We start from the raw sequence: 25,656 nt of genomic DNA, 5'->3' as shown, positions 1-25,656 counted from the left end.
ACACCAGTCAAGACGACTAGACACTTTAGGCTTTGAGCGCTGCCGAAGGCCAGCGCTCGTGGCCAATCGAAAGCCGCAAAAAACCCGCCCAGCCTCGCGGCTTGCGGGTTTCCAAATGGGTCCGTTTTCAAACCGCGCGCGGAGGCGAGGCGGTTTGAAAACAGCGCATGCTACCAGGAGCGGACCGAGCCGGTATCCATGTGAACGAAGTCCGAGGAGCGGTAATAGCCTACGCCGCCCTGTTCCAGAGCCAAAGCGGCCTGCTGGATTTGCCGAGTGCTGACGTCGTCCATGCGCAAGTCGATCGCCTTGCCTTGTATGTGCAGGCTGTGTTCGGCCACGCCATGGCTGACCTTGCGCAGCATTTGGTTGGTTTCCGGCGCCCGGTAGCCGGAGATGATTTTGAACTCGCCGCGGCTGCGGGTCAGTACCGAAACCGCATAGAGCAGATCGAGCAGCGCAGGATCCATGTGATGCGCTTCCTCGGTGCGGTGATCGCGCAACAAGTGGTTGAAACGTGTGAGCAGTTTGCGGTCGTAATTTTGTTGCGGGGAACAGATGAAACTCAACTCTTCGTCGGTGTTGGTGTTCAAAAGAGTCAGCTTGCGCTCCTTGGTCAGAGCCTTGGCGAAAGCTTCGGTGGAAGGCAGCAGCAGGGAACCCGCCGCCGCGACACCCACCCGGGTCAGAAACGTCCGGCGGCTGATGGTACCGCGCGGCGAGGGCCCGGAGTGGCTGTTAAATCGTTTAAACATCATGCATTCATTCCTCTCTACGAGACGCCGTCTATTACGACATTAAGGGCAAGGGTATAGAAGAAAAGAGCATTAAATCAAGCCCTTGTTATCACTTTTAGGCAGCAGTTTGTGTGCCATGGGATGGATGGCCCAGCGCAAAGCCGCGCGCCCAGCGGCCTGCGCCAAGCACCTAAGAAATTTCCTGAATCGTATTTTTTGTCCGCTTACGCACAATTTTGGGCAAAACTGCTGCTTTTCGAGCAGACACCCAACAGCGCATCCCACTCTTTAGGCCAGGATCACCTCGTCGAAATCGGCGGCATGTATATGAGCCGGACCGGGACTCGCCCCCTCCCGCAGCAACTGGCACGTCTGGTAACCGGCCTCGCGCGCCGCGTCGAGTTCGCCGACGATATCGGACAGGAACAGCAGCTGCCCGGCGGGCAGGCCGATCTCGCGGGCGATCGCACGATAAGACTCGGCCTCCTGCTTGGCGCCGACTCGGGTGTCGAAGTAGGCCGAAAACAAGGGGGTCAGATCGCCATAGTCGGTATGGCCGAACAGAAGCTTCTGGGCATATACCGAGCCGGACGAATAGACATACAAATCCAGCCCCGAGGCTTTCCACTCCTTCAACTTGCGTTCGGCATCCGGGTAGACATGGCCATGGAAATCGCCGCTCCGGTAGCCGGCCTCCCAGATCAGGCCCTGCAAGGCCTTAAGCGGCGTGGCCTTGCGGTCCTCGTCTATCCAGCGGACGAGCACGGCGATGGCCGCCTCGTCGTCCAGCGCCGCCCCGTGCAGTTCGGCCGTATCGGCCAGCAGGCGGCGCACCTCGGCCTCCCCGGCGTGGGCGCGCACGAAACCGGGCAGATGTTCGCGGGCATAGGGAAACAACACGTCCTTGACGAATGAAATCGAAGACGTCGTGCCTTCGATATCGGTGACGATCGCCCGGATCATGCGTAATCCTTAAGGAAAGCCTCCAGACGAGGGAAGCCTTCGGCGATGTCGCTGCCGGTATATTCGGCCACCCAGCCTTCCGGGGTGGTGAACAAGCGGATGCACTTGAGCTCGGGCTCGGCGCCCAGATCGAACCAATGCTTCACATGGGCCGGCACGCTCAGCAGATCGCCGCGCTCGCACAACACGCCGTATACGTGGTCGTCCGGATGCAGGTAGAAAAGGCCGCGCCCTTCGACGAAGAAGCGCACCTCGAATTCGGAATGGGTGTGCTCATTCAAAAATTTGGCGCGCAACTCGGCCTTCTGCGGATTGTTCGCAGCGATGCTGATGACATCGGCCGATTGGAAGCCGTGTGCTTCCTGCAGTCGCGTCACCTGGGCCTTATAGGCACCCAGGATGTCGTCCTGGCTCGCTTCCGGCCCCAAATCCCGGTCGGCGCTCCAGCGCTCGAACCTGACGCCGATCTGCGCCAAGCGCTCGGCTATCGCTTCGGGTTCGCGGATGAGTTCCGCGCGGCCGGGTTTATCTTCGGGATGTATGCTGAGTATGCTCATGGTTTGCTCCTGTAAATTGGATGATGCCGTTCTGACCGATACGGGACCGGAAAAACGAAAGCAATAATTGTGCAATCGGGACGACGAATTGTAGAGGGCGGAACACCGCGTCAGTGGTCGGTTCCGAGTAACGCGTGCAGGTCCGACTCCACCAGGGTTTCGTTTTTCAATAATTCCTGCGCGCCACGCTCCAACACGGCACGACGCGCGATCAACAAGGACTTGGTGCGCTCGAAAGCTTCCTCGATCAGCTTGCGCACGGCACAATCGATTTCGCGCGCCGTCTCCTCGCTGTAATCACGCTCCGAGACCTGCACGCCGCCCGCACCGCCGAGGAAAGTCGGATGCTCGGCCTCATAGGCCACATGGCCCAGCTTGGGATCCATGCCGTAGCGCATGACCATGCTGCGGGCGATGTTGGTCACCTTGGACAAGTCGTCCGCGGCGCCAGTGGATAACTGATCGAACACGATGCATTCGGCCGCGCGTCCGCCGAGCAGCACGGCCATCTTGTTCTGCAGTTCCTCGCGGGTCATCAAAAAGCGGTCTTCGGTCGGCCGCTGTATCGTGTAGCCCAAGGCCCCGACGCCCCGCGGAATGATGGATATCTTGTGCACCGGGTCGCTCCCCGGCAGGGACAGGGCCACCAGGGCGTGGCCCATCTCGTGGTAAGCCACGACGCGCCGCTCGTGTTCGTTCAGCAGGCGGTTCTTTTTTTCCAGGCCAGCGACGATGCGTTCGATGGCGCGGGTGAAATCGTCGAGGTTCACGGAGTCGGCGCGCCGCCGGGTCGCCAGCAAGGCCGCTTCGTTCACCAGATTGGCCAGATCGGCGCCCGAGAAACCCGGCGTCAGTGCGGCGATCTGCTCCGGGTCCATGTCCGCGGCGAGCGTCACTTTCTTCAGATGGACCTTCAGGATCTGCACCCGGCCCAGCTTGTCGGGCCTGTCCACCAGCACCTGGCGGTCGAAGCGGCCGGCGCGCAGCAGCGCGGGGTCGAGTATCTCCGGCCGATTGGTGGCGGCGAGCAGCACCAGGCCCTGGGAAGGATCGAATCCGTCCATCTCCACCAGCAACTGGTTCAGGGTCTGTTCCTTCTCGTCGTGGCCGCCGCCGGGAAAGGCGTTGCGGGCCCGGCCCAGCGCATCCAGCTCGTCGATGAACACAATGGCCGGGGCCAGCGCGCGGGCCTGTTCGAACAGGTCGCGCACACGCGCCGCACCCACGCCGACGAACATCTCCACGAACTCCGACCCGCTGATGGAAAAAAACGGCACGCACGCCTCGCCCGCCACCGCCCGCGCCAGCAGGGTCTTGCCCGTGCCGGGTGGGCCGACCAGCAGCACCCCCCGGGGGATGCGCGCGCCCAGCCGGCCGTAATCCTGCGGCGTCTTGAGGAATTGCACGATCTCCTGCAATTCCTCTTTGGCTTCGTCCACGCCGGCGACGTCGGCAAACGTCACTTTCGTATCGCTTTCCATGTAGACCTTGGCCTTGCTCTTGCCGATGGACAAAAATCCGCCGCCCATGCCCTGCTTCTCGGCGAACTTGCGCATGGCGAACATCCAGATGCCGAAAAACACCACGGCGGGGATGACCCAGCCCAGCAGATCCTTGAGAAAAGTGCTCTCTATCACGCCGGCGAATTCGACGTTGTACTGTTCCAAGTCACGCGCAAGATCGGTCTCGACTCGCGTGGTCACGAAACGACTGCGACCGTCGGGCAATGGGGAGCGCAGTTCACCTTCTATGGTGTTCTGGGCGATGGCGATCTGCTTGACCTTGCCCTCCTTCAGCAGATTCTGGAACTCGCTGTACGAGACGGGCTCCACGGTCCTCGTCTGCACCCAGATCTCATGCAGATAGGTGACGGCCAGCGCGGCCAGGATGAAGTACCAGATGTTGAACTGCGTCTGCTTATGCATAGCGCGAACCTTCGGACGTAGGCCGGAATGAGCAGCGGCGAATTCCGGCAGATGGCAAGCTTACGGATACGGCGGATCGCCCTCTCGGGCATCCGCCCCACGGCCAGGCTAACCGCGCTTCAAGCCATGGAGCCGCATTTCCAGATCGAACAGGAACTCCAGCGCCTCCACGTGGCGCAAGGCGTCCGGCACGCTGGATCCCCAGGTATAAAAACCGTGACCGGCGATGATGTAAGCGTAGATGTCGCCGTGCATCTCGATATATTCGTCCACCTGCAGGGCGAGGCGGGGGATGTTCTGGTCGTTGCGGAAGATGGGCACGACGATGCGGCTTTCGTGGGTATCTATGCCCTCCAGCGCCTTGAGCAGCTCGTAGTCTTCGAGCACCAGCTCGTGGGCGAACAAGCGGGCGGCCAGGGTGGCGTTGGGCGAGTGCGGATGCAGCACCGCCTGCACAGCGGGGTAGCGCTTGTACAATGCGACATGCAGCAGGGTCTCGGCGGACGGCTTCTTGCCGTCCAAGGGCCTTCCGTCCCCATCGGTGCGCATGATGTCGTCCGTCGTCAACTGGCCCTTGTGCCGGCCGGAAACGGTCAGCGCCAGGCTGCCGTCGCTCAGGCGGGCCGAGAAGTTACCGCTGGTGGCCGGCACCCAGCCGCGCGCGTGGATGAAGCGCCCGGCCGCTATCAGCTCGGCGGCTAGGGTTTGGAATTCGTGTTCGATGCTCAAACGGGTAGTCCTTTAATCGGCGGAGCGCCGATTGTAAGCCGCGCGCAATAGCCGCTCAAACCCGGTCGCTTGGCTTATCATGCGCCATCCCAAGCTCACGACCGATAAGCCTTACCATGCCCGAGACCACGCCCTTAGTAACCCTGCTGACCCAATTGATAGCCCGCCTGGACCGGATTTCCGGCCATCTGGAGCGTGCGTTCCCGGTGACGGACGACACCGCGATATTCGAACGGTCCATCGCCTATCTGTGGAAACCGCATGGCCCATCCGGCCGGCCGGGCTTGCACCCGGTGGCCGAACCGAACCTGATTCCTTTCGAAGCCCTGAAGAATGTCGACCGACAGAAAGCGCTGATCGAACAGAACACCCGCCAATTCGTACAGGGCCGGCCGGCCAACAACGTGCTGCTCACCGGCGCGAAAGGCACGGGCAAGTCCTCGCTGGTGCGCGCCTGTCTGCATGGCTTCCACGAACAGGGATTGCGCCTGGTCGAGGTGGACAAGGACCATTTGGCCGATCTGCCGGCCATCATCGACCTGCTGCGCGGGCGGCCGGAGCGCTACATCCTGTTCGCCGACGACTTGTCCTTCGAAGCGGGCGAATCGGGCTACAAGGGCCTGAAGAGCGCGCTGGACGGCTCCATCGCCGGCCAAGCCGCCAACTGCCTGGTTTACGCGACCTCCAACCGCCGCCATCTGCTGCCGGAACGCATGGCCGACAACCTGAGCTATGCCCGCGGCGAGGACGGCGAAGTGCATCCCGGCGAAGCGGTCGAGCAGGTCGTTTCGCTGTCCGAACGCTTCGGCCTGTGGGTCGCCTTCTATTCATTCTCCCAGGACGAATATCTCGCGGCCGTCGCGCAATGGCTGCGCCACTATGGCGCTGACGAAGAGAGCATCGTGGCCATCCGCCAGGACGCCATCAACTGGGCCACCCAGCGCGGCTCCCGCTCGGGGCGCGTGGCTTACCAATACGCCAAGGATTGGGCGGGGCGGCAGTGACGCGGTTCGCTCCCGCCCGCATCCTACAACCGCTCGTCCACCGCGCAACCGGGTGAAACCACGCACCCGGCTTGCCTTGTTTTAAATGCTCCGCGAGTTTCCAGCCGACACCTCCCCGTCCAGCCGTTCGATGAACCGCTTCGACTGACCGCTCCCGCAATCGCGTCTTTGCGTTTCAACCCATCTGGCCGCCAAGCCGGCCCGAAATTCTTCGGGTATCGCCGAAGGGAAAACTGGTCAGCGATGTCGTGCGTTATTTGACTCACGACGACCGGAATCCTGCGTCATACGACGCGGCTCAAATCGGACGATAGCCGTCGCGGGCCAGCAGATCATAGTCGCCCCACAAAAGAACACATTGTTTTCAATAACTTGTGGTGCGCATCTCAATCACCCGCTAGACCCCGTGATATTGGCAACCTATTTGCGTATTTCACGCCCTGCTTACCATGCAAAACGTATGGATTTTACATACTGGAGACTCCCCAAGGTTGAATCCCCAGGGGGCTGAGGGACCGGACAGCTAAACATTCCACTGGAACCGAGAGAACCAATGACGATTATGAAAAAGCATCATTTTGGATGGGCTGGCGCCAGCCTGTTGGCATTGACCGGACTGTGGGCGCCTGCCGCCTCGCAGGCCGCATTGGTGACGGGCGATGCGACTTTCACGATAAACAATACGGCCTTCCTGGCCGCCAATAGTTATCAGGTTTATCTGGAAAAGCATTGGGGGCCTGGCGACAATAGCCTGGACATCACCCGCAATACCACCGGCGGTACGACTTACGGTCAGTCGGATATTGCCACGACCTTGTTCCCGGTCAACACCAATACCGTCACCGCTACGCTCACCGCGCCTTGCCCGAGCTGTACCCCCAAAACGTATGGACGCACCCAGCAAGCGACCACCATGGATGCCGGCGATACCTCGGTGGGACAAATCGGATTAAGCGGGGCCTGGCGCCTGAACAGCCCTTATGGCGTATTAACCCCATACGATTTCAGCCTGGTCAAAAACGCCGGCACCTGGGTTATCCGCACTTATGACAGTGCTTACAGCTACCAGGATTTTTTGACATTAGCCAATGTCTCGGAAAGCCTGGACAACCAAGGCCGCTTGTCGCTGACGGGCGATTTGAAATGGGCGAATGCCTTGTGGCCGACCATGGCCGGCGGGAATACCTCGGCGGTTTTCGGCAGCTTCAGCCTGCAGCCCGCGGCCGTGCCCCTTCCTGCGGCCGTCTGGCTGTTCGGTACGGCTCTGGCGGGTTTGATCGGGGTAGTCGGCAGAAGATCGGCTTCCGCAAGCTAATAGGCACCGAAAACCGACCCCGTTTCAAAAGCCGGGAATGGTGTCCGGTTTATAGGCACGGCCCGGGTTTCCTTATCTTCCATTTACGGGAACCGGTTTTAGCCCGCGAAGATCGCGGCCTGAAAACTGCTCCCGCCATGACCCAACGCCTACGGCGGAATACGCTCGGCTATTCCGCCCTATGGTCCCTAACCGATTAGGTTTCACCGCTTCGGCGAGTAGCTTTTATTGGCCGCCTCCTCGAACTTCAAAGTGAAGTCATGAATTTGGTCAAAGAGTTCCTGATCGCCAAAAGCCTTTGCGGCCATGCCAAAGGCGAGGATGCTCCGATAATAGTAATTCCAAAGGTCCATCCGATACTCGGCGTGTCGCGGCGTACCCAACATACCCTCGACGTGGAAGTGAGGTGGGTTTCCTCCATACATGTCCATGATCTGCGGCGATGCTGCATGCACAAAGCCTGAATAGGTCTTTGTGAGCGTCTTGGAGAGCGCGATTGCCCTGCTAGGATCAAGGTTGGAGCCTTCCTTGTTCGCGATGTAGGCCTGAATCTTCGACCGTTTTTCCATTGGGCGTTTCTGGGTTGATTCTATAGGATCGTCCGCGTCGAACTCCTCTTGGTAAAAGGCATCAAGATATCGTTTGTGTAGCGGCGTCAGATCGTTGAAGATCAGTGCGTAGGCTAGGAACGTAATGTCTTCGTGTATCTCATGGATTACCCGCTGCAGAGCCCCTTGCTCTTGAACGAGGCCGTTCCGCATCAGGACCGTGGCAGCATGAAGTGTTGTGACGACGCGCGCTAACTTTTGAACGAGCGCCTGTTCCGGCAGTTGCTCGACATACCTGAAGACGAAAGACGCCTTGAACGGCACCTTCTGCGGCGGCGGAACCCGCGCGGCAAGACCATGCACTGTGCGCTGCATGTTTGCTAACGCCAAGTCGTATAACTGTTCTCGCGGCATCCTGTGAAACCTAACGAATGAAGTTGAAGGGCGTGCATTTTATTAAGCAAGATAACCGTAAACTGTCCATTATCACTTGCCGATAAAACCGAAACTGATGCGCTACCAAAGCACGTCCCTTCCAACGGACGTTGGGCAGCATATCACCGGCCCAGTCCGTTAACGCGGAATCGGATATGTGTTTGGAAAATCGTCCTGGCGAAGCGCTGCGTCGCTGTCCGCATCAACGCGTTGTGCGGCAGCTATGCTGCGCTTCGCTCAATATCATATTTTTCCAAAAACATCTATCGCGTTCCGTCGATAATGTGATCGAAACCACTATATGTCTGCTCAACGTGAAATCGATGGCGAATCCGGCATCTAAGAATTTTTATGCTACTGCAAATTTGCCGTGTAAGACGGCGGCTGTGAGGCTAGAGCACTCTTCGGCTTTGTGAAGTCTGTCAAGGCGGTCTGGTGTTACAAGGAACGATCCGCAAGGACCATAGGATGCGCTGAACAAAGGGAAGCGCATCATTCGAGTCATTCTCCGCCATGTACTTCGATGACTCCACCGCCACTACCGCGCCCATCGGCAGGGTAAATGCCTTGCTTTACGAATTGGCGGAAACTCGAATGGGGCCAGTCGTGCGATGCGCTTCCCTTCGGTCAGCACATCCTATGGGTTTCAAATCCCCGCCGTCCTGAGCATCAGCCCCAGCAAGGCGCAGCCGGCTATCACCGGTATCACTCCGAGCTTGTAGCGGAACAGGGCGATGAGTGCGGTGAGCGCGATGGCGGCCGAACCCCATTCGAAGTTGCCGGCGTAGCCTTGCGGCCACAGCACGTGGTAGCCGAAGAACAGGGCCAGATTGAGGATGACGCCGACCACGGAGGCGGTGATGGCGGTGAGCGGAGCGGTGAACTTCAGATCGCCGTGGGTCGACTCGACCAGGGGACCGCCGGCCACAATGAACAAAAAGGAAGGCAAAAAGGTGAACCACGTCACCAGCAGGGCACCGGCCGCACCGGCCAGAAACGGCATATCCGCTCCAAATAACGCCTGCACGTAGCTGCCGACGAAACCGACGTAGACCACCACCATGATCAAGGGCCCCGGCGTGGTTTCGCCCAGGGCCAGACCGTCTATCATCTGCGCGGGCGTCAGCCAGCCGTAATGCCCGACCGCGCCCTGGTAGACGTAGGGCAACACCGCATAAGCGCCGCCAAAGGTCAGCAAGGCCGCCTTGGTGAAAAACCAGCCCATCTGGGTCAGGGTGTGGTTCCAGCCCAGACTCGCGGTTAATCCGCCCAGCGGCACCGCCCAGGCGATCAGTCCTGCGGCTGAAACGCGCAACAGTCTGGCCCAGCGGAAGCGGGCGTGAGGCGGCGGCGGAGCGTCGTCGGGTATCAGGGCCGGACCATAGGATTTCGCCGACGCGCCGTGACGTCCGCCGGGACGAAACCCATCCGGCGCCCATTTCCCGCCCAGATAGCCCAGCAGCGCGGCGGCGGCCACGATAAGCGGGAAAGGCAGGTTCAGGGCGAAGATCGCCAGGAAGGCCGCGGCGGCAATACTCCAGAGCCAAGCGTTCTTCAGCACGCGCATGCCGATGCGATACGCCGCCTGCAACACGATGGCGGTCACCGCCGGCTTGATGCCGTAAAACAATCCCGCCACCACCGGCAGTTCGCCCAGGGCGACGTAAACCCAGGACAGCGCGATCAGGATGAGGAGCGAAGGCAATACGAACAAACTGCCGGCGACGATGCCGCCCCAGGTGCGGTGCATCAGCCAGCCCAGATAGGTGGCCAGTTGTTGCGCCTCCGGACCGGGCAACACCATGCAGTAATTCAGCGCATGTAGAAATCGCCGCTCGCTGATCCAGCGCCGCCGCTCGACCAGTTCGGTGTGCATGATTGCGATCTGCCCGGCCGGGCCGCCGAAGCTGATGAACCCCAGCTTGAGCCAGAAAGCCAGGGCTTCCCGGAAACTGACCGAGGCCACCCCGTCGTGCCCCCCCTTCTCCCCCGGCCCCTCACTCATGCGCCGTTTCCGGCTCGGGTCCAGCCAGTCCTTCGGAAGCACTCGCTGGAACCCGTTTGCGCGCGCGGGGATGGGCCTGATCGTAGACCGCGGCCAGATGCTGGAAATCGACGTGGGTGTAGATCTGGGTGGTGGCGATGTTGGCGTGGCCCAGTAATTCCTGCACGGCCCGGAGGTCGCGGCTGCCCTCCAGCATGTGGCTGGCGAATGAATGGCGCAGCATGTGTGGATGTACGTGGATGTCCACCCCGTGTTTGAGGCTCCAGCGCTGCAGGCGCATGTGCACGGTACGCGTGGCGATGCGCACCCCGCGGGCGCTGACGAACAGCGCCCGTTCCCCGGTGGCCGCGTAAGCGGGCCGGATCGCCAGCCAGGTCCGCAAAGCCTCGACGGCCTTGGAGCCCACGGGAACGTAGCGTGACTTGCCCCCCTTGCCGGACCGCACGTGGGCCATGCCGCCCGCCAGGTCGAGATCGGCCGTATCCAACGAAGTTAGTTCGGCGAGACGCAGGCCACTGGAATAGAAGAGCTCCCACATCGCCAGATCACGCCGCTCCAGATCTCCCTCCGGCCCGGCCTCCAGCATGCCGGTGATCTGGTCCACGTCCATCACGCCGGGCAGGGTCTTGGGAGCCTTGGGCGCCCGCACTCCCTTGGCTGGATTCAGGCTCAGCCCGCCTTCCTTCACCAGATAAGCGAAAAAACTGCGGATGGCCGACAGCTCCCGGTGCAGGCTGCGGCCGCTCAAGTTCTCGCGGTGGCGGGCGGCGACATGGGCGCGGATGTGATGCGGACGCAAGTCGGCCCAGTTGGCCAGGCCGTCTTGTTTGGAGCAAAAGTCGTGGAGATGTTCGAGATCGCGGCGATAGGCGAGCACCGTGTGGGTCGAAACCCGCCGGCCGGTCTTCAGCCTTTCGAGATAGCGCTCAAGCTCGGCCCGCGCGCCCTCGTCCATGGCTCAGTGTATTTCCTGCACCAGCGCCGCCAGCCGGGCGGCGGCGATCTCGCCCAATTGGACCAAGAACAAATGTCCCATGTCCGCCTCGAAGCGGCTGGCTTCCTCGCTGCCTATGGCCAACACGCCGCGGAACGGTCCGTGTTCCAGGGGCACCACCGCGTGCGACTTCACCTTGTCGGCATTGGAGCCGAACAGGAACAGGGTCAGGCGCTCGCCGGGCTGGCCACACTCGGGCTGGCCGGATTCCAGCAGGAGTTGAAGATGCTCCAGCTCGGCGGTATCCGGCGTCACGTACAGATCCGCGTGGGAACCGTCGAGCGTCGGCGCCAGCACGCGCAGGCTGACGAAATCGGCATCGAAACAGTCGTGCAGTTTGCGCCGCAACGCGGTCAGCGCTTCATCCAGCGTGGCCGCGTTGAGCAAAGCCAGGGTCAGGCGGTGTATGCGGTGGAACAAGGCGTCGTTGTCTCGTGCGATGCCGACTATCTCGCTGAGCTGCGCTTCCAGTTTGCGATTCTTCTCGCGCAGCAGATCCAATTGTTTCGCCACCAGGGATACCGCCTGGCCACTGGGGTGCGGCACCTGCAGGTGTTCCAGCAGTTCGAGATGGTCGGCGAAGAAATCGGGGTGCCGGCTCAGGAAATCGGCGACCTCGGTGGCCGTGAGGGTCTCGGCCAGGGACTGTAGGGGGTTCGAACTCATAATGTGATGCTACCTTCAAAAACGGTGACGGCGGGCCCCGTCATGTATACCGGCTCGCCGCGTCCGGCCCAGCGTATCTGCAAGCTGCCGCCCGGCAGGTCGACCCGCACCGGCTGTTTCAGCCAGCCGCGCTCGATGCCGCTCACCACCGCGGCGCAGGCTCCGCTACCGCAGGCCAGGGTTTCGCCGGTGCCCCGTTCGTAGACCCTCAGGCGGATGTGATGAGGGTCGACGATCTGCATGAAACCGATGTTGGCGCGTTGCGGAAAACGGGCGTGGCTCTCCAGCAGCGGACCCAGGGTGTGCACCGGCGCAGCGGCGGCGTTGTCGACCCTCAGCACGGCGTGCGGATTGCCCATGGACACCGCACCGTAGCGGTAGGCCGAACCCTCCACTTCGATTTCATATTCCAACGCTTCATCGTCCGCGAGCAAGGGAATCTGGACCGGCTCATGACGCGGAACCCCCATGTTGACGGTGACTTCGCCGCCGGCTTCGCGATGCAACACCAGTTGCCCCGCCCCGGTGTCGACCCGCACCTCGGTCTTGTCGCTCAAGCCTTGTTCGTAAACGAAGCGGGCGAAACAGCGGGCGCCGTTGCCGCACTGGGAAACCTCGCTGCCGTCCGCGTTGAAGATGCGGTAGCGGAAATCGGCGTTTGCGCTGAGCGGCGGCTCGACCAGTAATAGCTGATCGAAACCGATGCCGAAATGGCGGTGCCCCAAATGGCGAACCTGTTCCACGCTCAGTTCGACGCGTTGGCGCACGCCATCGATCACGACGAAATCGTTGCCCAGACCCTGCATCTTGACGAAATTCAGCTTCATGGCAGCAGTGTCTCGCCTTCGAACAAGCGGCTCAACGCCTCCCGCTCGCGCACCAGGTGCACCGTACCGCCGTCGACCAGCACCTCCGCGGCGCGGGGGCGCGAATTGTAGTTGGAGCTCATGCTGAAGCCGTAGGCCCCGGCCGAGCGCACCGCCAGCAAATCACCTTCGCGGATGGCCAAAGACCGCTCCTTGCCCAGGAAGTCGCCGGTTTCGCATACCGGGCCGACCACGTCCCAGGTTTGCGCCTCGCCCACGCCGCCTTCGATCACCGGCAATATGGCCTGCCAGGCCTGGTAGAGCGAAGGCCGCAGCAAATCGTTCATGGCCGCGTCGACGATGGCGAACTGCTTGGCCGGTGTGGACTTGAGATATTCCACCCGCGTCAGCAGGATGCCGGCGTTGCCGACGATGGCGCGGCCCGGCTCGACCAGGATCTCATAAGGCAGGTCGGCCAGCCGCTCGAGGACGGCGGTCGCCAGCTCCGCCGGCTCGGGCGGCGTTTCCTCGCGGTAGCGTATCCCCAAGCCCCCGCCCAGATCGAGGTGGTGCAGGGTGATGCCCTGCTCGCGCAGTTGTTCGACCAGCAGCAACACGCGTTCGAGCGCATCCAGGAATGGCCCGGTACCGGTGAGCTGCGAGCCGATGTGGCAATCGACGCCGACCACCTCCAGATGGGGCAGATCCGCCGCGCGGCGGTATTCGTCCAACGCGGCACGGATGTCGATGCCGAACTTGTTTTCCTTGAGGCCGGTGGAGATATAGGGATGGGTCTGCGCGTCGACGTCGGGATTCACGCGCAGCGAAACCGGCGCCTTGACGCCCAGTTCGCCGGCGATGCGGTTGAGCCTATCCAGCTCGCCCGCGACCTCGACGTTGAAGCAGCGTATGCCCACTTCCAAGGCCCGGCGCAGTTCGTCCTCGCGCTTGCCCACGCCGGAAAAGACCACCTTGGCGGGATCGCCGCCGGCCGCCAGCACACGCTCCAACTCGCCCAAGGAAACGATGTCGAAGCCGGAGCCCAGCCTGGCCAGCACATTCAGCAGCCCCAAGTTGGAATTGGCCTTGACCGCGTAGCAGATCAGATGCGGCTTGGCCGCATAAGCGCGGTCGAAGGCATGCCAGTGACGCTCCAGGGTGGCACGGGAATAGACGTAGGTGGGCGTGCCGTGGCGCTCGGCGATGGCGGACAAGGGCACGTCTTCGGCGTGCAATACGCCGTCGCGATAATTGAAATAGTCCATTACTGTATGACCGGCGGCAGTTCGGTGGACGTATTGTCCTTGGAAGCCGGCTCCACGGTGGTCTTTACGGGTTTTTGCGGGGCTTGCGCTTGGTCGGTCGAACTGACCGGTGCTTCTTCGCGCTCGACGTAGAGCGGGCCTTTCTGCCCGCAGGCGGACAGCAGCGTCAATATCGCCGTCAGCAGGACGGCGCGGGTGTATGAATTCATGCGTAATGGGGACCGGTTTGTTACAGTGGCGCGCCCGCGATAGTCCATAGGCGAGGCCGCGAAGGCCGTCCATTCTAATGCAAAACCCAGCAGCCCCCAATTTGCCTGCAGCCACCGAATTCCCTCACCGGGTACTAGCCTGGTACGACCGCCACGGCCGCAAGAACCTGCCCTGGCAGCAGCCGCGCACGCCTTACCGCGTATGGATCTCCGAAATCATGCTGCAGCAGACCCAGGTGGCAACGGTCATCCCCTATTTCCTGCGCTTCATGGATCGCTTTCCCAGCCTCGAGTCCCTGGCGGAAGCGCCGGTCGACGACGTGCTTAGCCATTGGGCCGGGCTCGGCTACTACGCCCGCGCGCGCAACCTGCACCGGGCGGCGCAGGCCTTGAACGAGGATCACGGCGGGCACTGGCCGCGCGACCTGGAAACGGTGAACGCCCTGCCCGGCATCGGCCGTTCGACCGCCGGAGCGATCTTGAGCCTGGGATTGGGGTCGCGCGCCGCCATCCTCGACGGCAACGTGAAGCGCGTGTTGTGCCGCTGGGCCGGCATCGCGGGCTGGCCGGGCGAGACCGCGACCGCGCGCGAGCTCTGGGAGCTTAGCGAAAAACTGACTCCGCATGAGCGTAGCGGCGACTACAACCAGGCCATGATGGACCTGGGCGCAACCGTCTGTACCCGCAGCCGGCCGGCCTGCGCCGATTGCCCGCTGCAAACCGATTGCGTCGCCTTCAAGGGCGATCTGACCGCTGTTCTGCCCTCGCCCAAGCCGCGCCGCACCACGCCGGTCAAACACTGCCTGATGCTGGTACTGCGCGATGAAAACGGCCGCATATTTCTGGAAAAACGCCCGCCCACCGGCATCTGGGGCGGCCTGTGGAGCCTGCCCGAATTCGCCGACCGTGCCGAACTGGACGGCTGGCTGTTTAGCCATGCAATCTCCGGGGTATTGCTTGAAAGCCGGCCTCCGCGTCGGCACACTTTCAGCCACTTCCATCTGGATTTCGTCCCCCTGCTCGCGCGCACGCGTTCCGGCATGTACCTGGCGGAAAGCGGACGCAGCGACTGGCGCGATCCCGCCACGGAACGAACGCTGCCCGCGCCCATCGCCAGACTGCTGGCCGAACTCGAGGCGGCGGAATCCAAACCGGACACTCACGACCACCACCTGAAGACAGAGGACTAAGACCGCCATGAGCAGAACCGTACACTGCGCCAAGCTGGGTGTAGACGCCGAAGGCCTGGAAAGACCGCCCTTCCCCGGCGAGCAGGGCCAGCGCATTTACGAGCATATTTCCCAGCAGGCCTGGCAGGACTGGCTCAAGCTCCAGACCATGCTGATCAACGAACACCGCCTGACCCCGTTCGAAGCCAAATCCAAGGAGTTCCTGGCCCAGGAACGCGAAAAATTCCTCTTCGGCGCGGGCACCGCCCTGCCGGAAGGCTATGTTCCGCCCAAGGCCTGAGACTGCCGGCTCGACACGGAGGATTGGGAGTATTAACTATGCGCGTTGGCAAGAGGTGGCAAAACCAGGAAGAAAAAGACCGAAGCACAGATGGATATTGAAGGAATACTTGTATGCCTCATCAGGCATATAAGTCGTTGAACAGTCATATGCCTTGGATTTTTAAGGACAAATCGATGAAAAATATTGTTTCCAGCGTACTGTTGATGAGCGTGTTTTCGCTGCCCGCTTACGCCGCATTGAAAGAGGGCGACCTCGCGCCTCAGTTCACGACGCAAGCCTCACTGGGCGGCAAGGCCTTTACTTATTCGCTCAAGGAGAACACTGAAAAAGGCCCTGTGGTTGTCTATTTCTACCCCACGGCCTTCGGCGGCGGTTGCAGCATACAGGCGCGCGCCTTCGCCGTGAACCACGACAAGTTCCTGGCCGCAGGGGCCACCATCGTTGGCGTATCGCTGGATGATATAGGACGTCTTAACGAGTTCTCCGCTCACCCGGATTTTTGCGCGAGCAAATTCCCGGTCGCATCGGATACTGACGGCAAGATCGCCAATTCTTTCGACCTCGCGGTCAACGAGACGACCCGCGGCAGAAAGGATAAACGGGGCGTCGTCGTCGAGCATGGATCGGTGGATCGCACCACCTTCATCGTCGGCAAAGGCGGCAAAGTCATTGCCACCCTCGGCGGCCTGGCCCCGGAAGCCAATGTCGAAAAAGCACTGGAAGCCGTGCAAAAACTCGGCGCCGCAAATTAATCCCTAGCGGTGCCTACGGCGGAACCCGAAAGAGCGGGTTCCGCCCCCTCCCCTGCAAGCGCGGGCTTACCTCTGCCGCCGAACCGGATCCACCGGCCTTTCCACCCAGATCCAAACGATCAACGTAGCCAGCAGGCTGGCCAGGGCGGCGAGGGCGAAGACCACCTGCGGACCCAGGCTGTCCCAGAGGGCGCCGGAGTAGTAGCTGCCTATCATGCCGCCCAGTCCATAGCTCGCGCTGCTGTAGAGCGATTGTCCCTTGCCGTGATGGGCACCGGAGAAATATTTGCGGATCAACTGGATGGCCACGACGTGGGTGGAGCCGAACGTCGCGGCATGCAGCAGCTGGGCGCCCAGCACGACCGGCAGGGAGTCGATCCAACCGCCGATCAGGGTCCAGCGCAACACGCCCAGCAGACAACTCACCAGCAGGATGCGCCTGAGACTGAAACGGGCCAGCACCCGGTGCAAGACCAGGAACAGCACGATTTCCGCCACCACACCCAAGGACCACAACAAGCCGGTCTGCGCGCCGTCGAAACCGTGATCCTTCAGGTAGATCGAAAAAAAGGTGTAATAGGGACCGTGCGCCGCCTGGGTGAGCATGAAGACCGCGCAGAAGGCGATGATGTGGGGCTTGCACAGCAGGCTCCACCAGGAGCCGCCGTCGCCGTGGCGCAGGCGGACGGAGCGTTCCGGCACCGTCAGGGAGAATGCGGTCATGCCGACAAACAGCAGGAAGAGCAGGAGCGGCAGGCATTCGATGAGCAGCACCGTATCCAGCGCCCGGCCTATGGCCAGGACCGCGACGATGAAGCCTATCGATCCCCACAGGCGGATGCGGCTGTAACGGTGGGCCTGGTCGCGCAGATAGGCCAGCGTGACCGCTTCGAACAGCGGCAGGGGGGCGTTCCAGAACAGGCCCGCCACCACGGTGGCCGCCATCATCCAGCCGTAGCCGCTGATCCGCTCGAACAGCAGAAAACTCAGGGCGGTGAACAGCGAGGCGATGCGGATCAGCCGCATGGAACGGTCGCTCACATCGGCCAGCCAGCCCCAAAGATTGGGCGTGATCAGGCGGGTGGCCGCGAACAGCGCCAGCAGCACGCCGATCTGCTCCGCGTCGTAGCCCTCGCCTTTCAGATAGAGCGACCAGTAAGGCAGGAAAGCCCCGAGCCCGGCGAAGTAGAAGAAATAGAAGCCCGATAGGCGCCAGTAGGGCAGATGGAGATGAGCGGATCGCTGGTCGGGCCGGTTCTTGTATCGAGCGTGTCGCTGAGGGGGCTTAATTTTTTTCAAAAGTCGTGGGGTGGTCGGAAAACGTGTTTTGCTGGATTCGATCCGCTGACCGGGTTACCTTGAACCGGCCCAAATTTCCAATTCAAAAGCCGGAGCGCGCCATGCAACGATCCATCGCCTACGCCTGCCTATTGTCCGCCTTGACGTTCAGCACCGCCAGCTTCGCCGAAGTGGCGGCGACCGCGTCGGGTCACGTGCATCATGTCGTCATCATCTGGCTCAAGGATCACGGCAGCGCGGCGGCGCGCCAGCAGTATATCGACGCCACCAAGGAGCTCGCCAAGCTGCCCATGGTGTGGCGTTATCAGGTCGGCACGGCCTTGCCGGGCGGTGATCGGAAAGTCGTCGACAGTTCGTACGACGTGGCCATCAACGCCACGTTCGAGAGCGCACAGGCGCTGGAAGCCTACGTGCAGCACGAAGATCACGCCAAGATCCTGCAGGAAAAGCTTAAACCCCTGGTGGACAAGGCCGTAGTCTACGACTTCGTCGAGGGACCGTGAGTAGGTCGGTCAGGTTAGCGATAGAGTAACCCGACCACCGCTAATTTTGGGGGGAACATGAATACCCGTCCCATCTCTTGCGACCTCCACGACTATCTGGAAATCGCCTGCCTTTACGGCTATCGCGTCAAGCTGACGCTGACCGATCATCAAACCGTGGAAGGCAAGGCGGTCGACACCCTGACCAGCGCCGAAAAGCGCGAGTATCTGGTGATCGACTGCGGCGAAAAACAGCAAATCGAATTGGTCCGGCTCAAAAAATTGCACGTGTTGACGCCCAACGCCAAGTTCACCGAAGTCGTTTTCTGAGGCGGCCGCTTCTGCCGGCTTGCTCAATACGCCGCCAGCCCCACCGGCTATCACCCCCAGCCCTACCTGCAATGCCGTTTAGTTAAAACCCGTTCGCTGAGCGAAGTCGAAGTGAACGGGGCGCGCGGTCGGCTGGCTTCGGCTCCGCTCAGCCAGCGGCAAGAACCCTTAACTGAACGGCATTGGACCTTCCTGGGGGATGGGCTTCAAGCAAGCGTCTGTAGGCTCATTCGTCGTCGAAGCTCGAACGCAGGACCAGCAGCGCGCCCCTGCCGAATCCGTAGCTGGTTATCACGATGCTGACCAGCATGAATACCCGGTAGGCGCCGGGCAGCAGGCCTTCCGGCGGGGGAGACGCGTCGAGCGAGGGGAAGATCGCCAACAGCAGGAATAAGCTGGAGTTGGTGAATGCCCCCACCACCATGGCCCAGCGCACCGCGCCCGGCAGGGGGAAGCGTGCGGCATAGAAGCCGAACAGCAGCGCGCTCATGATGAGGAAGTCCAGGTGTGCCTGCACCACACGGGAGAATTTGCCGGGAAAGACGTCGGGCAGCGGGGGCAGCCCCATGCCCAGACCCACCAGGCACCAAGCCAGAATCAAAGCCACCAGCAGCCACAAGGTCGCGGCGCGGAGCAGCAGCACGTTGCCCGCATGTCTCGATTCTTGACTCATCGCATCTCCCATCCTGATTGAAAAGAAGGCTGAGAGTATGCATGCCCCGGCCGGACTTCGCTTGTCCCGGCCGGAGGGCGAACTTGACCGTATCGGCGCTTCCGCGGTTTACATCGCTCGGTGCAACGCCTACGATGCGGCACCGTATCGGAAACGGGAGCCGTACCCATGGAGAACACAGCTTCGACACCCGTCCGGCTGTCGACGGCCGACGTCGCCCCGCGCGACAGGGCCGACTGGCTGCGTGAAGTCATCGGACGCGAATACGTCAGGGTCGAGATTCGGCCACCCGACGAGGGCGGTTTGTTCAATGAGATGACGATACGCCCCTGGGGCGCACAGCGCCTGTCCAGAATTCGATCCGGCGCCATCGGTATCGACCGGCTGGCGGGCGAACCCACCCGAAAGGACCAGGACGCCTATTTCGCGGTGATCTTGCTTGCGGGGCGCTACTCGCTGGAACAGGATGGCCGGTCGGCGATTCTGCGGCCCGGCGACATGGCTCTCTACGACGCCACCCGCCCTCATCGCATCCGCTGCCCCGGGCATTTCTCCAAACTCATCCTGTCCATCCCCCGGCCGGTCTTGAGCGCCAGGCTGCCGGGCGCGGAGCGCTGCACGGCCTTGCGCATTCCCGGAAACCAAGGTATCGGCGCCGTAACATCGAATTTCGTCCGCGTGTCCGCCGCTCAGGCCGCTTGCTTGAGTCGCGAGGAGATAGATGCGCTGTCCGAGCGTTCCGTCGACCTGCTGACCCTGGCCTTGGCGTCGGTACGCCCGGCGGATCGTGGTTGGTCGCGCGGTCGCTCGGCTTCGCTCCAGCGGATCAAGAATTTCATCGAACGGCATCTGCCCGATCCCGGTCTGGACGCCTCGACGGTCGCCGGGGCCGTGGGTTTGTCGTCCCGCTACATCAACGACTTGTTCAAGAACGAAAACACTTCCCTGATGCGCCACGTCTGGCTTCGCCGCCTGGAAAACTGCCGCAGGGACCTGGCGGATCCCGCGCAGGCCGGCCGTTCGGTTTCCGACATCGCCTTGCGCTGGGGATACAACGATTTGTCGCACTTCAGCCGGTCTTTCAGGCAGCGTTACGGCCTTGCGCCGCGCGACTATCGGCGCCGCCCCTGAAATTGGGCGCTTACGCCGGCCGTGACCAGATCGGCATGACGTCCATCGCTTGCTCGCCCTGAAAGAGATCGGCCGAGGACGCGCGTGCCGGCCGCTCGCCGATGTTCAGGCCGCGCGCGTTTCGAGCGTACCTCTTGATCCGTCGGTTTGCTAGGATGGACCCAGCCGAAAGCGCGCCCATCGGCCCGGATTCGGATTTTTCCAGTGTTTTAAGACATCGACTACCCAAGGAAGCGCATCCATGAGTCTCACCCTGGTCATCGGCAACAAAAACTACTCCTCCTGGTCCCTCCGTCCCTGGCTGTATTTGAAGCACCACGGCATCGCGTTCGACGAAGTCCGCATTCCCCTCTACCGGGAAGACAGTCCGGGCCGCATCGCCGCTTACAATCCGGCCGGCAAGGTGCCCGTGCTGATCGACGGCGAAGTCACCGTCTGGGACTCCCTCGCCATCCTGGAATATCTGGCGGAACGCTTCCCGGAAACGGGCGGATGGCCGCAAGCCCTCGCCGACCGGGCCAGGGCGCGTTCGATCGCGGCGGAAATGCATTCGGGCTTCCAGGCCTTGCGGGAGCATTGCGGCATGAATTGCCGTAGAGCGCCGGGACCCAAGACGCTGCCCGAAGCAGCCCTCAAGGACGCCGCCCGCATCAACCGGATCTGGGAAGATAACCGCAGCCGATGGGCGGCCGCGGGCCCCTGGCTGTTCGGACGCTTCACTATCGTCGATGCGGTTTATGCCCCGGTCGCCCTGCGCTTCAGGACCTACGCCCTCGATGCCGGCCCGGCCGCAAAGGCTTACGTCGACACCGTGTTGAGCGACCCGTCCGTGGTCGAATGGATAGAAGCCGGCAAGCGGGAAGCCGAGATTATTCCGGCGTTCGAGGACTGAGCGGGCCAGGGCGTTCGCGGCCGGGGAAAAGCGGCCGCGCGCCGTAGGAGCGGGCTTATGGCGCTAGGCTTGGCCCGCCGGTATCGGCTGCAGCGCCGTTGCCACACCGCCGTTCTGCGCCCGGTGACGCAGGTAGTGGTCCATCAGGACCAGGGCGACCATGGCTTCGGCGATGGGCGTGGCGCGAATGCCGACGCAGGGATCGTGGCGGCCGGTGGTGATCACTTCGATCGGCTCGCCGTGCAAGTTCACCGATCGGCCCGGCAGCCGCAGGCTGGAAGTCGGCTTGAGGGCGAGGCTGGCGACGATGTCCTGGCCCGAGGATATGCCGCCCAGCACGCCGCCGGCGTGATTGCTGAGGAAGCCGGCGGGCGTGATCTCGTCGCGGAATGCCGTGCCCTTGGCTTCCACGCAGCCGAAGCCGTCGCCGATTTCCACGCCTTTGACGGCGTTGATGCTCATCAAGGCATAAGCCAGTTCGGCGTCGAGGCGGTCGAATATGGGCTCGCCCAAACCGGGCGGTACACCGGTCGCAACCACGTTGATGCGGGCACCGATCGAGTCGCCCTCCTTGCGCAGAGCGTCCATGTAGGCCTCCAGTTCGGGCACCCGGTCCGGGTCGGGACAGAAGAAGGCATTGTTGTCGACCTCTTCCCAGACCAGTTTCTGAGCCTTGATGGGGCCCAGTTGAGCCAGATAGCCGCGTATTTCCACGCCCAGCTTTTCCCGCAGATATTTCTTGGCGATGCCGCCGGCCGCCACGCGCATGGCGGTTTCGCGCGCCGACGAGCGGCCGCCGCCGCGGTAATCGCGCAAGCCGTATTTCATGTGGTAGGTGTAATCGGCGTGGCCGGGACGGAACTGTTCGGCGATGTTGGAATAATCCTTGGAACGCTGGTCGGTGTTTTCGATCAGCAGGCCTATGGGCGTGCCGGTGGTTTTGCCTTCGAATACGCCCGAGAGGATGCGCACCTCGTCCGCCTCCCGGCGCTGGGTGGTGTGGCGCGAGGTGCCGGGCTTGCGCCGGTCCAGGTCGTGCTGCAGATCCGCCTCGCTCAGTTCCAGCCCCGGCGGGCAGCCGTCGACGATGGCGCCGAGAGCCGGGCCGTGGCTCTCGCCGAAAGTGGTGACGGTGAACAGTTTGCCTAGGGTGTTTCCGGACATGGGAATGCGCGAGGTCTATGGGTTGGATGCGCATTATCGCATCCTAGCGCAGGGACGGGGCGATCGGCCGAGCCGAAATCATCGTCCGCTACTTTCACCGAGGTGGGCGGATTGCCCGCTCTCGGGCATCGGCCGGTGTATCCAGGCGGCGATGCGCATCAGTATCAGGAAGCCGGCCAGGGCCGCGACCCCCAGCACGAACTCCCGGTGCCGGGTCAATTCCGCCGCCAGATCGGCGAGCAGTCGGACGGTGACGGACCGATAGAGGACGTAGGCGGCAATCAGGACGACGAAGAGGCCGAACAGCTTGCGCAGCATCGCCGCGCCCATTCGATGGGACAGCCATCCTCCCAGCAGGCTGCCCGTGATCGTGCCGGACATCATGACGGCGGTAAGCGGAATATCGAACCGGGCGTGCTCCAGATAGCCGCCGAGTCCGGCAAGCGCGTTCATGGCGACGATGAGCAAGGACGTCCCCACCGCAACCGGCATGGGCAGCCCGACCAGCAGCGTCAGCGCCGGAACCACCAAAAAGCCTCCGCTCACCCCGATCAGCCCGGTGAGCACACCGACGAAAAAGCCGTCGAACATCAGCCTGGCGTAGGGCGAGCGGGCGGGACACAGACTCCAGCGGACCGGCGCCTTGGGCGCCGCCGGCTCGGACTGGCGGCGCACGCTCAGCATGGCGATGCCGACCGCCAGGGTGAACAGGCCGAACAGCGCCATCAACACGTCGTTGGAAAAATGCATCGCCATCCGGCCGCCATAGTACGCGCCGACCATCCCCGCCAGGCCGAAAAAAAAGCCGCTCTTCCAGCAGACGCGACGCCGGCGCGCATGCTGAGCGATGGCGATCAGGCTGGACACGCCGATGACGGTGAAAGAGGTCAGGATGGCGGTCCTGGGCTCGACATGGAGGATGTAGACCAGCACCGGCACGGTCAATACGGAACCGCCGCCGCCCAGCAGGCCTAGCAGCAGACCGATCGCGAGAGAAAGTCCGAACGCCAGGAACACGGCTAACCCTGGCAAACCGAGGGCGTCCCGCCGCAGATCCGGTTGGCCGGCAGCGCCTGATCGATGTATTTGGGATAGGGCAGCTTCAGCTCCGCCATCAGGGCGATGAACTCCTCCCGGCTGCGCCCGCCGCCCAGTCTGGGGTTCTTGGCCATCTCCTGGTGGATGGTCGATACCGTGTTGCCCTGATAGTCGTGGGCCGGGTAGACCAGCGTATCGGGTGGCAGGGTGAACAGCTTGGTCGCGATGGAGTCGTAAAGCTGACCCGCGTCGCCCTGCTGGAAGTCGGTGCGGCCGCAGCCGCCGATGAGCAGTGCATCGCCGGTGAACACGCGATCGACCATGACGTAACTCACGCAACCATTGGTATGGCCCGGCGTATGGCGCACCTCGATCTCCAGGCCGCCGACCTGCAGGGGCACGCCATCGGTCACCAGCAGATCGGCACAGAGCGCTCCGGCGTCGCGATGCACCACGCTCTTGCTGCCCAGTTTTTCGCGCAGCGCCGCCGCACCGGTGACGTGATCGGCGTGCACGTGGGTTTCCAGGGTATGGACCAGCCTCAGGTTCAATTCCCCGAGCAATGCGACGTAACGTTCCGTTTCCGAGGCGACCGGGTCTATCAGACAAGCCTTGCGGCTGCGTTCGCAAGCGAGCAGGTAGCTGTAGGTCGAGGTGTCCGGTTCGAACAATTGGCGGAATATCATGGCGGCGCTTCCTTTGAAACGGGAACTATGACTTTGGCCTATCAAGCCTCGTGCCAGCAGACCCAGTCCCGCCCGGCCCGTGTGGGTCCTGGATTCCGCAGCCAGCGAACGCGACGAGGCCGTTTCACGGTGAAACATCCAGGCAAGCTGTAATACACTGATGACTCATCGTGAAACATCCTTGCCGGTTTGAACGCCATGAGTCTCTCGTCCCCGTTTTTCAACCGCTGGCTTAGCCAGATCGGCCCCGACCGGGCCTTCGAAGTGCTCACCGATCTGGTCGACGCCGGCGCGGTCTTCGCCGTGGACGAGGCCGGCAAGATCCTGTTCTGGAGCCGGGGCGCGGAGAAATTGTTCGGTATTCCTGGCGACAAGGTGATCGGCCAGCCCTGTACCGAAGCCCTGGCCTGCGAGGGCCATCACGATCCATGCGGCCTGGCCGAACACGGCGTGATCAAGGCCGAGTCGGTGCGCGTCAAGCTGCCGGGCGCGAGATCGCTTTCCTGCTATCGGACCGCGCGCGCTTTTTTCGATGCCAGCGGCCGCTTCGCCGGCGCCATCGAATTTCTCCAGCCGGAATCGGGCACGGGCTCCCTGCCGCCGCGGCCCGGCGAGGATGAAGGGGAAAGCTTTCACGGCATCTACTCCCGCGATCCGGCCATGAAGGACGCCATCAAGATCATCCGCAACGTGGCGGAAACCGATGCGACCATCCTGATCCGCGGCGAGTCGGGCACCGGGAAGGAATTGGTGGCCAGGGCGCTACACGTCGAGAGCCACCGCCGCGACCATCCCTTCCTGGCCATCAACTGCGCGGCCCTGACCCCCAGCCTGCTGGAGAGCGAATTGTTCGGCCACGTCAAAGGCGCTTTCACCGGCGCGCTGCGCGACCATGCGGGCGTGTTCCAGCAGGCGAACGGCGGGACCCTGTTCCTCGACGAGGTGGCGGAGCTGCCGCTGGAACTCCAGGCCAAGCTGCTGCGCGTGCTGCAGGAGCGCAGTTTCATGCCGGTAGGCAGCGACAAGGCCGTGACGGTCGATGTGCGCATCATCGCGGCAACCCATCGTTCGTTGCGCGAAGAGGTCAAGGCCGGCCGCTTCCGCGACGACTTGATGTACCGGCTGCGCGTGGTGCCCGTCTATCTCCCGCCGCTGCGCGAGCGCCGGCAAGACATCGGCTTCTTGTTGTGGCATTACGTGGGACTGCACAATCGGCAAGGACTCCGGCGCATAGAGACCATCGCCCCGGACGCCATGCGCCGCCTGTTGGACCATGCCTGGCCGGGCAACGTCAGGGAATTGCAGAACGTTATCGAATACGCCTTCGCCGTCGGACGGGGCGCGGAATTGACCCTGGAAGAACTGCCGCCGGAGTTCCGCGAGACCAGGAGCGGAGCGGAGCCGGCAGCTCCCCTGCCGGTGCGGCGCAGTCGTGGGGAAGACGAGGCGGAGGCGATACGCCAGGCCTTGCAGATAGCCGGAGGCCGGCTGGACGAAGCCGCGCGCTTGGCCGGCGTGAGCCGGGCGACGCTCTGGCGCAAGCGCAAGAAATATGGGCTGTAGGTCGGAGCCGGCTTC

The 25,656-nt window shown here is 62.6% G+C and carries 27 protein-coding genes; 10 read left to right on the top strand and 17 right to left on the bottom strand.

Annotated elements, in window-relative coordinates; translation table 11 throughout:
* Positions 1-170: 170 nt before the first annotated feature.
* The 5 genes from JWZ97_RS19050 to JWZ97_RS19030 form a co-directional block, all read right to left on the bottom strand.
* Complete coding sequence (locus JWZ97_RS19050) at positions 171-758, bottom strand: DUF882 domain-containing protein (protein ID WP_205432343.1); 588 nt, start codon at positions 756-758, stop codon at positions 171-173.
* Between the two features lie 267 nt (positions 759-1,025).
* Positions 1,026-1,700, bottom strand: coding sequence for an acireductone synthase (gene mtnC, locus JWZ97_RS19045; RefSeq protein ID WP_205432342.1), 675 nt, complete (start codon positions 1,698-1,700; stop codon positions 1,026-1,028).
* Entirely contained in the window at positions 1,697-2,257 is a 561-nt protein-coding gene (locus JWZ97_RS19040) for an acireductone dioxygenase (protein WP_205432340.1), read from the bottom strand. The genes mtnC and JWZ97_RS19040 overlap by 4 nt, the downstream gene beginning before the upstream one ends.
* Before the next feature lie 110 nt (positions 2,258-2,367).
* Complete coding sequence (gene ftsH / locus JWZ97_RS19035) at positions 2,368-4,182, bottom strand: ATP-dependent zinc metalloprotease FtsH (RefSeq protein WP_205432338.1); 1,815 nt, start codon at positions 4,180-4,182, stop codon at positions 2,368-2,370.
* A gap of 108 nt (positions 4,183-4,290) precedes the next feature.
* Positions 4,291-4,911 carry a methylthioribulose 1-phosphate dehydratase gene (locus tag JWZ97_RS19030; RefSeq protein WP_205432334.1) on the bottom strand — a complete coding sequence of 207 codons (621 nt, stop codon included), beginning with the start codon at positions 4,909-4,911 and terminating at the stop codon, positions 4,291-4,293.
* A 116-nt stretch (positions 4,912-5,027) separates the two neighbouring features.
* Here JWZ97_RS19030 and JWZ97_RS19025 point away from each other — a divergent pair, with 116 nt between their 5' ends.
* Positions 5,028-5,915: an ATP-binding protein gene (locus JWZ97_RS19025; RefSeq protein WP_205432332.1), complete on the top strand. Its 888-nt coding sequence runs from the start codon at positions 5,028-5,030 to the stop codon at positions 5,913-5,915.
* Positions 5,916-6,468: 553 nt separating this feature from the next.
* On the top strand, positions 6,469-7,230 hold the full coding sequence (locus JWZ97_RS19020; protein WP_205432330.1) for a VPLPA-CTERM sorting domain-containing protein: 762 nt from the start codon (positions 6,469-6,471) through the stop codon (positions 7,228-7,230).
* Positions 7,231-7,433: 203 nt separating this feature from the next.
* Here the strand turns inward: JWZ97_RS19020 and JWZ97_RS19015 are convergent, their stop codons facing one another.
* The 7 genes from JWZ97_RS19015 to JWZ97_RS18985 form a co-directional block, all read right to left on the bottom strand.
* Positions 7,434-8,153, bottom strand: coding sequence for a hypothetical protein (locus tag JWZ97_RS19015; RefSeq protein ID WP_205432328.1), 720 nt, complete (start codon positions 8,151-8,153; stop codon positions 7,434-7,436).
* Positions 8,154-8,859: 706 nt separating this feature from the next.
* Entirely contained in the window at positions 8,860-10,218 is a 1,359-nt protein-coding gene (gene chrA, locus JWZ97_RS19010; RefSeq protein WP_205432326.1) for a chromate efflux transporter, read from the bottom strand.
* Positions 10,211-11,173, bottom strand: a complete 963-nt coding sequence (gene xerC, locus JWZ97_RS19005; RefSeq protein ID WP_205432324.1) for a tyrosine recombinase XerC — start codon at positions 11,171-11,173, stop codon at positions 10,211-10,213. The genes chrA and xerC overlap by 8 nt, the downstream gene beginning before the upstream one ends.
* 3 nt (positions 11,174-11,176) lie before the next feature.
* Positions 11,177-11,878 (bottom strand): DUF484 family protein, encoded by a 702-nt coding sequence (locus tag JWZ97_RS19000; protein ID WP_205432322.1) that lies wholly within the window; start codon positions 11,876-11,878, stop codon positions 11,177-11,179.
* Complete coding sequence (dapF, locus tag JWZ97_RS18995) at positions 11,875-12,705, bottom strand: diaminopimelate epimerase (protein ID WP_371822545.1); 831 nt, start codon at positions 12,703-12,705, stop codon at positions 11,875-11,877. The genes JWZ97_RS19000 and dapF overlap by 4 nt, the downstream gene beginning before the upstream one ends.
* Entirely contained in the window at positions 12,702-13,949 is a 1,248-nt protein-coding gene (gene lysA / locus JWZ97_RS18990) for a diaminopimelate decarboxylase (RefSeq protein ID WP_205432321.1), read from the bottom strand. The genes dapF and lysA overlap by 4 nt, the downstream gene beginning before the upstream one ends.
* Positions 13,949-14,158, bottom strand: a complete 210-nt coding sequence (locus JWZ97_RS18985) for a lipoprotein (protein ID WP_205432320.1) — start codon at positions 14,156-14,158, stop codon at positions 13,949-13,951. Before JWZ97_RS18985 ends, lysA begins: the two co-directional genes overlap by 1 nt.
* A 101-nt stretch (positions 14,159-14,259) precedes the next feature.
* Here JWZ97_RS18985 and mutY point away from each other — a divergent pair, with 101 nt between their 5' ends.
* The 3 genes from mutY to JWZ97_RS18970 all read left to right on the top strand — a co-directional run bounded on the left by mutY (position 14,260) and on the right by JWZ97_RS18970 (position 16,383).
* Entirely contained in the window at positions 14,260-15,348 is a 1,089-nt protein-coding gene (gene mutY / locus JWZ97_RS18980) for an A/G-specific adenine glycosylase (RefSeq protein WP_240342403.1), read from the top strand.
* Between the two features lie 7 nt (positions 15,349-15,355).
* Entirely contained in the window at positions 15,356-15,628 is a 273-nt protein-coding gene (locus JWZ97_RS18975; protein ID WP_205432318.1) for an oxidative damage protection protein, read from the top strand.
* Positions 15,629-15,741: 113 nt separating this feature from the next.
* On the top strand, positions 15,742-16,383 hold the full coding sequence (locus JWZ97_RS18970) for a peroxiredoxin (protein ID WP_240342402.1): 642 nt from the start codon (positions 15,742-15,744) through the stop codon (positions 16,381-16,383).
* A gap of 66 nt (positions 16,384-16,449) precedes the next feature.
* Here the strand turns inward: JWZ97_RS18970 and JWZ97_RS18965 are convergent, their stop codons facing one another.
* Positions 16,450-17,682: an MFS transporter gene (locus tag JWZ97_RS18965; RefSeq protein WP_240342401.1), complete on the bottom strand. Its 1,233-nt coding sequence runs from the start codon at positions 17,680-17,682 to the stop codon at positions 16,450-16,452.
* Between the two features lie 101 nt (positions 17,683-17,783).
* Here JWZ97_RS18965 and JWZ97_RS18960 point away from each other — a divergent pair, with 101 nt between their 5' ends.
* Both JWZ97_RS18960 and JWZ97_RS18955 read left to right on the top strand, forming a co-directional pair.
* Positions 17,784-18,185: a Dabb family protein gene (locus JWZ97_RS18960; RefSeq protein WP_205432317.1), complete on the top strand. Its 402-nt coding sequence runs from the start codon at positions 17,784-17,786 to the stop codon at positions 18,183-18,185.
* A 57-nt stretch (positions 18,186-18,242) separates the two neighbouring features.
* Positions 18,243-18,494 (top strand): Rho-binding antiterminator, encoded by a 252-nt coding sequence (locus JWZ97_RS18955; protein WP_205432316.1) that lies wholly within the window; start codon positions 18,243-18,245, stop codon positions 18,492-18,494.
* A gap of 226 nt (positions 18,495-18,720) precedes the next feature.
* Here the strand turns inward: JWZ97_RS18955 and JWZ97_RS18950 are convergent, their stop codons facing one another.
* Positions 18,721-19,167, bottom strand: a complete 447-nt coding sequence (locus JWZ97_RS18950) for a hypothetical protein (RefSeq protein WP_205432315.1) — start codon at positions 19,165-19,167, stop codon at positions 18,721-18,723.
* 168 nt (positions 19,168-19,335) lie between these two features.
* Between JWZ97_RS18950 and JWZ97_RS18945 the strand changes: the two genes are divergently transcribed.
* Both JWZ97_RS18945 and JWZ97_RS18940 read left to right on the top strand, forming a co-directional pair.
* Positions 19,336-20,298, top strand: a complete 963-nt coding sequence (locus tag JWZ97_RS18945) for a helix-turn-helix domain-containing protein (protein WP_205432313.1) — start codon at positions 19,336-19,338, stop codon at positions 20,296-20,298.
* Positions 20,299-20,539: 241 nt separating this feature from the next.
* The gene (locus JWZ97_RS18940; protein ID WP_205432311.1) at positions 20,540-21,190 is read left to right on the top strand and encodes a glutathione S-transferase family protein; all 651 of its coding nucleotides are present in this window, start codon (positions 20,540-20,542) and stop codon (positions 21,188-21,190) included.
* Between the two features lie 63 nt (positions 21,191-21,253).
* Here JWZ97_RS18940 and aroC read toward each other — a convergent pair whose 3' ends face one another.
* From aroC to JWZ97_RS18925, 3 genes are all read right to left on the bottom strand, one after another.
* Positions 21,254-22,354, bottom strand: coding sequence for a chorismate synthase (aroC, locus tag JWZ97_RS18935; protein WP_205432309.1), 1,101 nt, complete (start codon positions 22,352-22,354; stop codon positions 21,254-21,256).
* Between the two features lie 78 nt (positions 22,355-22,432).
* Positions 22,433-23,386, bottom strand: coding sequence for a sulfite exporter TauE/SafE family protein (locus JWZ97_RS18930; protein ID WP_240342400.1), 954 nt, complete (start codon positions 23,384-23,386; stop codon positions 22,433-22,435).
* On the bottom strand, positions 23,374-24,078 hold the full coding sequence (locus JWZ97_RS18925) for an MBL fold metallo-hydrolase (RefSeq protein WP_205432305.1): 705 nt from the start codon (positions 24,076-24,078) through the stop codon (positions 23,374-23,376). The genes JWZ97_RS18930 and JWZ97_RS18925 overlap by 13 nt, the downstream gene beginning before the upstream one ends.
* A gap of 198 nt (positions 24,079-24,276) precedes the next feature.
* Between JWZ97_RS18925 and JWZ97_RS18920 the strand changes: the two genes are divergently transcribed.
* Positions 24,277-25,641: a sigma-54-dependent Fis family transcriptional regulator gene (locus JWZ97_RS18920; RefSeq protein ID WP_205432304.1), complete on the top strand. Its 1,365-nt coding sequence runs from the start codon at positions 24,277-24,279 to the stop codon at positions 25,639-25,641.
* Positions 25,642-25,656: the final 15 nt, after the last annotated feature.

This window comes from Methylococcus sp. EFPC2 (genome assembly GCF_016925495.1).
Classification (GTDB): Bacteria; Pseudomonadota; Gammaproteobacteria; order Methylococcales; family Methylococcaceae; genus EFPC2.
Note: the sequence above shows the minus strand (reverse complement) of the source record. Positions and strands in the feature narration are given on the sequence as shown.